Here is an 11,542-nt window from a genome sequence, read left to right as displayed (position 1 = left end):
GATGAACATAGCCCTGGCCGGCGTCATCATTCTTTCACTGTCGGCGCTCGGCGGCTGGATGATCGTTAAAGGCTATTCGTCCGAACAGCCCCGGCAGGTCAAAGCGGTGCTTTTCGGGCTTTATTTTTGGGGTCTGGCATTCTTGCAGTTGCTGATTGCCGCGAGCGCTTATTATTTAATGAAATGATGCGGGGCTGAATCTCGCCCGGCATCAACGGTGCAGGACTTGCCGATTCACAACCTATAGAAAATGCCCAAGCTCGCCATCGGCGATGGCACCCTGAGCTTTTGCACCCTAAAGCAACAATCATTGAAAATGAACCCGTTTGCCAGCCCATTATCTAATTTCCATCAATTCAGGAAACCGACCTCTATTTGATCGATTCTATTTAGCGATTTACTTTAATTTTCACAGGCATTCCGGCCTTCAGGATAACTGTATCGATTTAAACTGATGAGAGTCCAAGCTGATTCGACCGGGTATGGAAAATTACGGAAAGTCTGCAAGAAAATTCAATTAATTGCTCAATTTTAGTAATCTATAACGACTTCAAGGCGTTGAGTCGATCGTTAAATTCGATGCTGGCGAGAATACAGCCGGTTGCTTGCCGCCTGATTCCATGACTGCATTGGCATACCCTTGTCCTCTGAAATGGGAGAGCCTCATGTCCAAGTTTATTTTGTCTCTTGCTATTTTGTCTCTTGCCCTTGCCCTGATGCTGGAAGGCTGCGCCTCGACCCGGCCGGTTCTTTATCCCAACGCGCACTACAACGCGGTCGGAGCTGAAACTGCGCAACGCGACATCGACGTTTGCATGGATCTGGCCGAAGCGGCCGGGGCCGATTCGGATAGCGGCGGCGCCGGAAAGGCGGCCGCTCAGACCGCCGGAGGCGCTGCCGTCGGTGCGGCTTCGGGTGCCGTGGGCGGTGCGGTGGTGGGCGCGGCGGGTTCCGGATCGGCGATCGGGGCGGCCGCCGGCGCGACCACCGGCCTATTGCACTGGCTGTTTAGCGAACCGGACCGCAGTCCTGCCTTTGAGAATTTCGTAAACCGATGTTTGCAAGAGCGAGGTTATCAGACCGTCGGCTGGGATTAAAAGTATGAATCCAAAGAAACGACGCTACAAAATCAAGCATTGGCAATGCTTACAGTGAAATCTTGCTCAATCGGGGCTCCTTGGCGCTCCGGTTTGAGGTCTCGCGATTGAACGTTGGTTTCAACCGGAGGAGCCTCGCCATCGGATCAAGGTGCATTTGCGCTGAGCAACTTAATCGGTTTTGTCTCATTTTCATTCTATCAGGCGCAAGCTCTAAGATTTAAAGATGACTAAAACACTCAGTTGAAATGTTAATAAGAACAGAGTAAAAAGCGACTGATCATTCATCAAAGCCAAACCTATCGCAAGGTAGGGACAGAAAGTCGCGGATCCTTGTGGGAAAGCCGGACTGCCGATAATGGCCAGCGTTAGGGTCACTCACTGATAAAATGAAGGTGATTCTCCATGAAAACCCAACTACCGTTTTTCAATCAATGGGCCGCTCTGGCTATTGTGAGCGCTTTAAATATTGCACTATCCCCCATCTCTACAACTTTAGCCGCTCCGCCCAGTACTAGTCGAGTGTCGGTATCCAGTACGGAAGTACAAGGTAATGGCGGCAGTACTGGATCCGTCATGTCCGCCAACGGCCGTTTTGTGGTGTTTAATTCCGATGCCAGTAACCTGGTTTCCGAAGATTCTAACGGCGTAACAGACACTTTCGTGCGCGATCTTAAAACCGGCCTGACACAACGAGTTTCCGTTAACAGCAAAGGGATAGAAGGTAATAATGGGAGTTATCTGTCACCCGCCATATCCGCCGATGGCCGCTTCGTGGCGTTTGCTTCCGATGCCGGCAACTTGGTCCCTGGGGATGACAATAACTGGATGGATATTTTTGTGCGTGATTTGAAACTTGGCGTAACTCAACGAGTGTCCGTAGACAGCGCGGGAAGAGAGGCTAATCTCGAAAGTTATTGGCCCGCAATTTCCTCCAATGGGCGTTTCGTGGCATTTGTATCCTATGCCAGCAATTTGGTCACTGGCGATAACAATGGAGTAGCGGACATCTTTGTTCGCGACCTTAAAATCGGTACCACACGAAGGGTGTCCCTGAGCAGTTTTGGGGATGAAAGCAATCAATACAGCTACGGTCCTTCTCTTTCTGCCAATGGTCGCTTCGTTGCGTTCGCATCTTATGCCAACAATTTGGTCGAAAACGACAATAATGGAAGAACCGACGTCTTTGTACGCGACCTTAAAACCGGCGTGACTCAACGCGTTTCCATCGATAGTCAGGGAGTTGAAGGCAATGGCAGCAGTATTGGCCCGGCTGCCATGTCGGCTAATGGCCGTTTCGTGGTATTTTCATCCGAAGCCGGCAACCTGGTCGAAGAAGACAATAACGACACTTTTGACGTCTTCCTCCACGATCTAAAAACGGGGGCAACACAACGCGTCTCATTGAATAGCACGGGAATTGAAGACAACGGCTCCTTCGGTAGCCTCAATCCCTCCATCTCAGCCAATGGTCATTTTGTGGCGTTTGAATCATTTGCCAGTAACTTTGTGGAGGAGGATACCAACAATTCACCTGATATCTTCATTCGCGACCTCAATAAGGGGGTGACCCAACGTGTGTCGGTAGATAGTTCGGGATTTGAAAGCAACGGTTCCAGTTACCAATCTTCAATTTCCGCCGACGGCCGCTTCGTGGCGTTTGGCTCCGATGCCAGCAACTTGGTCCCGGGGGATGACAATGGCGCGAGTGATGTCTTCGTGCGTCGCAGATGGTAGCAGAAAAGAACTGATCAGTCTGGTAAAGTCCATAAGGGTCGCTCCCAAGCATTGAACAGAAAATCCCGGGATCCCAAATTAATTGAAGCTAAACCGTCGTAAGGCAAGGACGGAAAGCCACGGATATTCTAAGCGGAATGCCGGACTGCCGATGGTGACCGGCATTAGGTCCATAATGGGTTATGTTGCCCAGAAAAAATGCCTCATATGCCGGACTAACATGAAGGCTTCAATAGTCTAAAAAATCTGACGACGGGACAGAAAGTGCTCGTTTCCGTCCAGCCCGGATCGACGTCGGCCGATTGCGTCAAAGCCGGCCTGTCCGTCAGCGAGAACGACAAGGTCGGCGTCCGTTTGCAGGGTACGGTTCAGTTCAACAGCCGCTCCGTGAAAGCGACGGCGAGCGGATTCACCCTGCAAAGCGCCGTTTGTGAAAATCAGAGAACTAAGCAGAAAGTGACCGTGCGTCTGAAACCGGAAACTTCCGCGGCCGACTGCTCGGCATCGGGCCTTAAAATCAGGCCGCGCGATTTGGTCGGCATTCGGTTAGTAGGCTCAGTCGCTGGGTCATAAGGGTTATTGAGTATTTTCACGGACCATAGCCGCGGAAAGGACTGAGGGGGATAAAAATATTATCGGCCTTATTGTCTGATCTCCCAGCGCAATTCGATAAGGGTTGTCAGGCTTTTGCCGGGATCGGCGAACACCTGTTCCGGAGAGCACCCGTAGCGATCCCGGTAAGCTTCCACTGATGCCGTCAAGTCCAGCCCTTCATGGAAGGCCTCCCAACGCAGGTGATCGACATGGGCCAAGCTCTCGCCGGTTAGACTGACGCCGAGTTTGGCACCCAAGTCGACCGGTTTGTCCCGTTTACCCAGCACCAACGTGCATTAATTAGAGCAAATAACGCTTAATAATTATTTTTATTCAATAGGTTATATTTACTGAGCAGAGTCTAATTATTATAGTTTCAGAATATTTAAAAGTTTCTGTTTGATTCTTTTCCTCAATCAATGGTCTCAACCCACCTGCAGCGGTCCAGAACCAGTTGATCGGTGTGGTGATTGCCGATGCCTTTGGCGATCAGCGCAATGATCCTATCGTCGGTATCGTAGCCGATATGGGCATCCAGAGGATTGGCCAGTTTGCCGAGTCCGAAGGCGTCAAAAATGGTGGCGACGTTGATGTTGATGTTGGTCACGTCGATGCATAAACGGGAGTCCAGATATTTTTCGGCAAAACCGTGCGGAATCGCGTAACTCAGCAAATCGTTCGGATCGCTGAAAGCAATGATCGGCGTTTTGCTGATGATGCGTTCGTTGAATTTTTCGCCTTCGGGCCGGCAATAGGCTGCTTTCTGATTGCTGATCTCGGGCAGCTTCCGGCCGAGTTGCAGCATCGGCAACTGATTGGACATCATGTAAATGGGAATTTCCTTGTTTTTCAAGGCATTTCTGAAATCGGGGTCCCGTTCGTCAATGATCGAAGCAATGCGTTGCATGCCGTCGATGGTGATGCGGCTGCCGAGACTGTGCGAAATCACCGCGTACTGGTCGTTGCGAATGTTGGCCGGCGCACTATCTTCATTGAAGGAACAGGCTTGCATGACGTCGTCCGGCAGGCTTTTCCAGTCGCTTTTGGTCATCCAGCAAAATGCTTGAGCGAACGATACCAGAATATCCTCCCGGCTCTCGCCCAGATAAATGATCGGGTCGGGACCTGTATCGTTGGAGAATTTTTTCATTAGATCGTTGATTTTTGCCCGGCGGAAGGAATACTCGCCGGAATTGTCGTAGGCCAGCACTTCTTTCTGGTACGCCGTGATTTCCGACCAGGTCAGTTCATAAAAGAGCAACTCTTTTCTTCTATCCCTGCTTAACAAACGGTTGATTCTCAAATTTCCGAGTTTTTTTCCGGTTTCCGTCCGGCTGGTCAGTTTGATGTTTTTTTGCCTGGCCGCCATGACCGGCAAATCGAGCTTTTGCGCCAGTTTTTCAAGAAACTGGGTGGAATAACCCGGCAAATGGTCGCCCACGCCGTGCACCATCAGTACCTTCATTCTTCCTCTGGCATTGTCCAGATACGGTTCGATGCCGTCGAAAGGTTTGCCCCAGACCTCGCAAAGGCGGCTGTCGACCGTTTGCTGTTTCTCGAGATAAGCCTCGACCATGCCCTTGCCGAAGCTGGCGCAACCGCTTAATTGAGCTGCTGTTGCGAATAAAAAGAAAATTTTAAATAGCGGATTCATGCGTTATAGTGATATCGGAAAAGACAGTTGAAAAACAACCTTACATAATAGCATCAGCCCATTAAATGCCCATTAAACCGGACAATGGGCTTCCTCATCAGCCATCCTGGACCATGATCAGGCACTTTGGATTAAAGAAACTTGCTGCTCTCGTAATTTTTCTAGCCGGAACCCCATCGATAAAAGCCCAGAATTTATCGGAAATCCATCAACTGGCCTTGCAAAACGACCCTGCATTAAAGCAGAGCGAAGCCCGGCAGGCCGCCGTCGGCGAATCGAAGAATCAAAGCACCGCGCGCTTTTTTCCCGTGATTACCGCGACCGGAACCAGCAGCAAGGATTATCTGCACAATAAAAGAGCGGGAGCTTTCGATTTCCGCGGCCTCCAGGTCAATCAGGATTTCTGGAGCCATACGTTCAGCCTGAACATCACCCAGCCCCTGTTTCACTGGGACTACTGGATCCAACTCAGCCAGTCGGAAAACCGGATAGCCGAGGCCGAAGCGAACTATCAGGCAGAGCTTCAGAATTTGATGACGAGAACGACGGAAGCTTACTTTAATGTTCTGTCCGCGCAGGACAATCTGTCTTTTATCCGGGCGGAAAAAGACGCCATCGCCAAGCAACTGGATCAGGTCAAGCAGCAGTTCGAAGTCGGCATTGCCGCCATTACCGACGTCAATGAAGCCCAGGCCGGCTTCGATCAGGCCGGCGCCAGCGAGATAGAAGCCATCAACCAGGTGGATAATGCCAGGGAAGCCTTATATGAAATCATCGGCGAACAGGAGGTAACCCTCGATGCCTTGAGCGACCGGTTGCCGCTGAAAAAGCCGGAGCCTGCGATCCTTTCGGAATGGAGCCACAGGGCCGAACTCGACAATTACCATGTCATCGCGGCTTTGAACCAGGCGGAGTCGGCGCGCAAGTCGATCGACCTGCAGCGCAACGGCCATCTGCCGCAACTGGACGTGATCGCCTCCTACAACGCCTCCGACGTCAACAGCAGTTTCGGTTTTCGGGGCGATACCCAGAGCGTCGGCGTGCAATTGAACCTGCCTTTGTTCGAAGGCGGAGCGGTCAATTCGAGAATACGCCAGGCCCAATTCGAATACGAAGCCGCCAAAGAAAACCTGATCGCGACGAAACGGTCGATCAAACGACAGGTCAAGGATGCCTTTCGAGGAGTCATGGCCAATCTGAGCCAAGTGGCAGCCTTCAAGGCCGTGGTGGTATCGGCGGAAACCGCGCTCACCGCCGCCGAGGCGGGTTTTCAGGTGGGCACCCGGACGATGGTGGACGTGCTGACCGAGCAAAGGTTCTTGTACAGGGCCAGGCGCGATCTTTCCCGGTCTCGTTACGACTACGTGATCAACAGCATCCGTTTGAAGCAACTGTCGAGCAATCTGACCGCGGCCGACATGGATCAGATCAGCCGATTTTTGACGGCTACTCCCTTAACCGGCGATGAACTCGATGAGCCTGAAATCGATGCGGGCGTTTCTAATCGATGACGAGCACCTTGGCCCCGCGAATTCGCCCTGTCTTCAACTGAAGCAGCGCTTCGTTCGCCTGTTCCAGGCCGAACAGTTGAACCTCCGGCTTCAAGCACATCGCTTCGGCCAGGCTTAAAAATTCGTCGACGTCGCGGCGGGTGATGTTGGCAACGCTCTTGATTTCCTTTTCCAGCCACAGATGCACCGGATAATCCAGATCCAGCAAGCTCTTTTTGTCTCCTTCCTTGCGGATCGCATTGATCACCAGCCTTCCGCCGGCTTCAAGCTGGGTCAGAGCTTGCACGACCGGCTCCCAGACCGGGGTGGTGTCGATGATGGCGTCCAGTTTGTCAGGTGCCGCTTCGCTGCCGTCTCCGGCCCAGACGGCGCCGAGTTCCAGCGCGAACGCCCTTTCTTCGGCGCTGCGGGCAAAGACGAAAATAGCGGTATCGGGATAGCGGAACCGGGCCATTTTCAACACCAGATGGCCGGACGCGCCAAATCCGGTCAAGCCGAGCCGCTGGCCGTTCCTGAGGCCGGTCAGGCGCAGCGACCGGTAGCCGATCGCTCCGGCACACAGCAAAGGCGCCGCTTCGGCATCGGAAAAATACTCCGGTATCGAGTACGCAAACGCTTCGGGGACCACCATGTATTGAGCGTAGCCGCCGTCGGCATCGCGGCCTGTGGCCGTAAACATCGGGCACAGGTTTTCGTTGCCGGCCAGGCAAAACTTGCAGGCGCCGCAAGCGGAAAAGATCCAGGCCACCCCGACCCGATCGCCTGTCCGGAATAAACCGGTGTCGCTGCCCGCCGAGACGACCCGGCCCACGACCTGATGCCCGAGGACGACCGGCAGCCTGGGCGGCGTTCGGCCCTCGATCTCGTCGAGCTCGGTGTGACATACGCCGCAGGTGGAAACTTTCAGCAGAAGATCGCGGCTTCCCGGGACGGGAACCGGCAGTTCCTCAAGCTCCAGAGGGCACGGATCGACTTTCAGATCGCAGAGTTTTTTCAATACCATCGCTTTCATGGGATCCGGCCTTTTCAAGGATGATCGGACATCGACGTCGCCGCCTGCAAAGTTCGAGAGATAGCCGGTTCGGATTTTAACAGCTCCCCATCGGATCGGAAAGAATCCTTCACTTTTAGAGAAGGCCCACTCCGGTTTTATCCGAAATGCCTGGATAAGCGGTATTTATTCAGTACATTACTTTTTTCTTATGAATTACTGGATAATTTGATGGTCTACTCGAATAGCTCCGATGGTTGACAATTGCGCTCCTTGAGACTTGTTGAGGCCCCAATCATGCATTATTCAATCAAAGTACCCCACGCCGAACCGGCCGGTTTGATCGAAGTTTTCTCTCCTTACGACGGGAAACTGGTCGGTTCGGTGGAAACGATCGACCCAAAAGGCGCCGAACAGGCCCTGGCCAATATGGATGCGGTTTTCCGCGACCGGAAAAACTGGCTTCCTGCCTATGTGCGGATCGCCATTCTGGAACGGGTGGCGCAAACCATGATGGCGCGTTCCGAGGATCTGATCGCGCTGGCGGTGGCCGAAGGCGGCAAGCCGTATGCGGATACCCGGGTCGAACTCGGCCGGGCCATCGACGGCATTAAAATTTGCATCGACTGCATTCGCACCGGATGGGGAACGGAAATACCGATGCAATTGAATCCCGCTTCCATGCACCGGCTGGCGTTTACCCATAAGGAGCCTATCGGGCCCGTAGCGGCCGTCAGCGCGTTCAATCACCCGATTAATCTGATCGTGCATCAGATCGGGCCGGCCATCGCTGCCGGTTGCCCCGTCGTCGTCAAGCCGGCCCGGGAGACGCCCTTGTCCGCTTTTGCCCTGGCCGAAATATTTCATCAGTCGGGTTTGCCGATGGTATGGTGCCAGCCCGTCATGATGGAAGACCTTCACGTGGCCGAACAGTTGGTGACCGATCCGCGCGTTGCTTTTTTCAGCTTTATCGGCAGCGCCGAGACCGGTTGGCGGCTGCGCTCGAAACTGGCGCCCGGAACCCGGACGGCGCTGGAACATGGCGGTATGGCGCCGGTCATTATCGCCGAGGATGCGGACCTTGAGAAAATGTTGCCATTATTGATCAAAGGCGGTTTTTATCATGCCGGACAAGTCTGCATTTCCGTGCAGCGCATTTTTGCCCATCGCTCCGTAGCCGAAACGGTAGCGGCCGAACTGGCTCGGCTGGCGGAACAATTGAAAGTGGGTGATCCGGCCGATGCCGCCACCGAGGTGGGGCCGTTGATCCGAAGCCGCGAAGTCGACCGCATCGAAGCCTGGGTCGACGAAGCGGTAACTGAAAATGCCCTGTTGAAAGCGGGCGGCAAACGGCTTTCTTCCTCGCTGTATCAGCCGACGGTGTTGTATAATCCGCCCAAAACCAGCAAAGTCAGCCAGTTGGAAATTTTCGGCCCGGTCATCTGCGTTTACGATTACGAAGACCTGGACGACGCCATAGAACAGGCCAATGCCCTGCCCTATGCGTTCCAGGCTGCGATCGCCACCCGCTCGCTCGATACCGCCCTGTACGCCTACAAACATCTGGCGGCCTCGGCGGTGATGATCAACGATCATACCGCCTTTCGCGTCGACTGGATGCCGTTTGCGGGGCTTAAGCAATCCGGCTACGGCACCGGCGGCATTCCCTATGCTTTTCGGGACATGCAAATCGAAAAAATGGCCGTTTTTCATTCGAGCTCTTTATAGATTAAACCGTACTGCCCCGCGACAGGCTCGGGAAATCTCCGGAGAAAAAACAAAATCATGCATGAAACCCGCGAAAATGAAGATTTCACGGTCCTGTCTGAGGATTTGCGCCGGCTGTTGGATTCCCGGCAAACGCTGCTGCTCGCGACGGTTTCTCCAGAAGGCCGTCCGGACGTCAGCTACGCTCCCTTCATCCGGGACCCTAAGGGCCGGTTTTATATTTTCGTCAGCGAATTGGCCGTCCACACCGCCCATTTACGCAATAATCCGAAAGCTTCGGTGATGGTGATGGAACCGGAAGCCCAATCCCGCAATCCATTTGCGCGCGAACGCGCAACCTTTCAGTGCCGGGCGCGTGAAATTTCTCGGACCGAACAAAGTTATACGCAACAACTGGACCGGCTCCAGGAACAATTCGGACAAACGGTCGCCCTTTTGCGCTCGTTGCCCGATTTTCATTTGTTCGAGTTGTCGCCGGAAAGCGGACGCTATGTGGCCGGCTTCGGGCGGGCTTTCGAAATCTCCATCGAAGACGGTTCCGTCGTCCCCCTTAAGCGCTAATCCCCGGCCGTTCCGGAGAAAAGCTTTTATCGACGAATTTGATGTCGATCTCCTTGGGACGATAACCTTCTCTGAGGTAAAATGATGCTCGGCAGAATGGGCTTCTTCGGCGACGGTCTCAAAAACCGCATGCAGGCCGACCCTTGCACACAATGCCGTTAAGTTAAGCCGTCATTTCGGCATGGATTGCCGAGATACAGACTACAAGGATGTATTAAAGCTTGCCATCCCTGGCATCTGGATTCCGGCATTCTTTGCCGGAATGACGAATTCCTCTTTTTAACTTAACGGCATTGCTCTCGCACAGAGGCCCCATTTCCCGTTGAATTTATAATAATCATCACAAAAGGAGCGAATCCATGAAGAAAAGTTTGATCTTAGCGGCTACTTTGCTGGCGTCCCATGCAGCCTATGCGGTCACGGATCATTATGTGCTGCGCGACGGCAACCATGTCCAGCATTTGAAAATCACCAAAATCGACGACAAGATCACTGCCAGCGCCGACGTCAACTTTGAACCCAACGCCAACGAGACGGACGCACGAGCCTGTTCCGGCGAAATGGCCGGCGAAGGCAGGATGGAGAGCGACAATGTATTGGTCTTCAAACAGCATTCGGGAAGCGAGGCGACCTCCTGTCAGTTGAAGGTAACTCTGAGCCCGACCGGCGCAAAAATCGAACAGTCCAAAGACTGCGACAACTTTGTCACGGGCATTTGCCGCTTTTCCAGCAACGGCAAGGAACTGGTCAAGGTTAAATAACTCCGGCAACTCTCGTCGAACCGGAGGTAGAACAAGGCATTTTTACGGTAGCGGTATGACCGGTAGGCTGCCGTTCCTTGAGGACAGTAAGAAAAAACGTCGCCCGTTCTTTCTCTGCGGGCGATTTTGAACGGCTTGAAAACGGCGGCAGTGCTCGCACGATTCCCGGCTTTTCCGGAAAAATTTTTATCACGGCTTGCAAAAATGCCTACACTCCATTCGGAAAGACATCGTTCCCATCGCATCGGCTGGCTGCGGGCCGCCGTATTGGGCGCCAACGACGGCATTATCTCCACGGCCAGTTTGATTGTCGGCATCGCGGCCTCGCAGGCGTCTCGGGACGAGATTCTGTTGGCCGGCATTGCCGGATTAGTGGCCGGGTCGTTGTCGATGGCGGCAGGCGAATACGTTTCCGTCAGCTCGCAAGCGGACACCGAACAGGCCGATTTGGCCCGTGAACGCAAGGAACTGGCGGAAGACAGGCACTACGAGCAGAACGAGTTGACTCGTATCTACATTTTGCGTGGACTGGATCCCGTTCTGGCCGAACAGGTCGCGGTACAGTTGATGAAGCACGACGCTCTCGGCGCGCATGCCCGAGACGAACTGGGCATTTTTTCAGCCGCCGGCACGGCCCGGCCGGTTCAGGCGGCCGTTACCTCGGCCGCGACCTTTGCGGCCGGGAGCTTGCTGCCCTTGTCGATCATTCTGCTGATGCCTGCCCGGAATCTGGTTTTGACAGTTGTCCTGGCTTCTTTATTCTTCCTGACCCTGTTGGGAACGGTTGCGGCCTATACCGGTGGCTCCGGAATCGTAAAGAGCGCCTTCCGCGTCACTTTTTGGGGCGCTCTGGCGATGGGCCTCACCGGCGCGGTCGGTTCATGGTTCGGCACCGCAATTTGATCCTT

12 protein-coding genes and 1 riboswitch are annotated in these 11,542 nt (G+C 53.8%); of the genes, 9 read left to right on the top strand and 3 right to left on the bottom strand.

The features are described 5' to 3' along the window. Nucleotide 1 precedes the first annotated feature (1 nt). The 4 genes from A3OW_RS0102860 to A3OW_RS0102845 all read left to right on the top strand — a co-directional run bounded on the left by A3OW_RS0102860 (nt 2) and on the right by A3OW_RS0102845 (nt 3,407). On the top strand, nt 2–187 hold the full coding sequence (locus A3OW_RS0102860; RefSeq protein ID WP_020561922.1) for a hypothetical protein: 186 nt from the start codon (nt 2–4) through the stop codon (nt 185–187). A gap of 478 nt (nt 188–665) precedes the next feature. Then, complete coding sequence (locus A3OW_RS0102855) at nt 666–1,097, top strand: glycine zipper family protein (protein WP_020561921.1); 432 nt, start codon at nt 666–668, stop codon at nt 1,095–1,097. Between the two features lie 282 nt (nt 1,098–1,379). Then, nucleotides 1,380–1,454, top strand: a riboswitch (cyclic di-GMP riboswitch). Nucleotides 1,455–1,502: 48 nt separating this feature from the next. Then, a complete protein-coding gene (locus A3OW_RS0102850) occupies nt 1,503–2,834 on the top strand; it encodes a TolB-like translocation protein (RefSeq protein WP_157385775.1) in 1,332 nt (443 codons plus the stop codon). Between the two features lie 264 nt (nt 2,835–3,098). Further along, nucleotides 3,099–3,407 (top strand): hypothetical protein, encoded by a 309-nt coding sequence (locus tag A3OW_RS0102845; protein WP_020561919.1) that lies wholly within the window; start codon nt 3,099–3,101, stop codon nt 3,405–3,407. A gap of 68 nt (nt 3,408–3,475) precedes the next feature. Here the strand turns inward: A3OW_RS0102845 and A3OW_RS0102840 are convergent, their stop codons facing one another. Continuing rightward, nucleotides 3,476–3,715: a hypothetical protein gene (locus A3OW_RS0102840; protein ID WP_157385774.1), complete on the bottom strand. Its 240-nt coding sequence runs from the start codon at nt 3,713–3,715 to the stop codon at nt 3,476–3,478. Between the two features lie 125 nt (nt 3,716–3,840). After that, on the bottom strand, nt 3,841–5,082 hold the full coding sequence (locus tag A3OW_RS0102835; protein ID WP_020561917.1) for a hypothetical protein: 1,242 nt from the start codon (nt 5,080–5,082) through the stop codon (nt 3,841–3,843). Between the two features lie 65 nt (nt 5,083–5,147). Here A3OW_RS0102835 and A3OW_RS0102830 point away from each other — a divergent pair, with 65 nt between their 5' ends. Further along, nucleotides 5,148–6,593: a TolC family outer membrane protein gene (locus A3OW_RS0102830; protein ID WP_332309795.1), complete on the top strand. Its 1,446-nt coding sequence runs from the start codon at nt 5,148–5,150 to the stop codon at nt 6,591–6,593. Here A3OW_RS0102830 and A3OW_RS0102825 read toward each other — a convergent pair. After that, entirely contained in the window at nt 6,583–7,605 is a 1,023-nt protein-coding gene (locus A3OW_RS0102825) for a zinc-dependent alcohol dehydrogenase family protein (protein ID WP_020561915.1), read from the bottom strand. The two genes, A3OW_RS0102830 and A3OW_RS0102825, sit on opposite strands and share 11 nt — an antisense overlap. Nucleotides 7,606–7,881: 276 nt before the next feature. Between A3OW_RS0102825 and A3OW_RS0102820 the strand changes: the two genes are divergently transcribed. The 4 genes from A3OW_RS0102820 (at nt 7,882) to A3OW_RS0102805 (ending at nt 11,537) form a co-directional block, all read left to right on the top strand. Continuing rightward, the gene (locus A3OW_RS0102820; RefSeq protein WP_020561914.1) at nt 7,882–9,312 is read left to right on the top strand and encodes an aldehyde dehydrogenase family protein; all 1,431 of its coding nucleotides are present in this window, start codon (nt 7,882–7,884) and stop codon (nt 9,310–9,312) included. Nucleotides 9,313–9,369: 57 nt separating this feature from the next. Continuing rightward, nucleotides 9,370–9,873 (top strand): HugZ family pyridoxamine 5'-phosphate oxidase, encoded by a 504-nt coding sequence (locus A3OW_RS0102815; protein ID WP_020561913.1) that lies wholly within the window; start codon nt 9,370–9,372, stop codon nt 9,871–9,873. A 359-nt stretch (nt 9,874–10,232) separates the two neighbouring features. Further along, on the top strand, nt 10,233–10,634 hold the full coding sequence (locus A3OW_RS0102810; protein WP_020561912.1) for a hypothetical protein: 402 nt from the start codon (nt 10,233–10,235) through the stop codon (nt 10,632–10,634). Nucleotides 10,635–10,838: 204 nt separating this feature from the next. After that, nucleotides 10,839–11,537: a VIT1/CCC1 transporter family protein gene (locus A3OW_RS0102805; RefSeq protein ID WP_026223281.1), complete on the top strand. Its 699-nt coding sequence runs from the start codon at nt 10,839–10,841 to the stop codon at nt 11,535–11,537. Nucleotides 11,538–11,542 lie beyond the last annotated feature (5 nt).

This window comes from Methylosarcina fibrata AML-C10 (assembly GCF_000372865.1).
Classification (GTDB): domain Bacteria; phylum Pseudomonadota; class Gammaproteobacteria; order Methylococcales; family Methylomonadaceae; genus Methylosarcina; species Methylosarcina fibrata.
The sequence above is the reverse complement of the archived record's forward strand: the minus strand, read 5'-3'. Positions and strand labels throughout refer to the sequence as shown.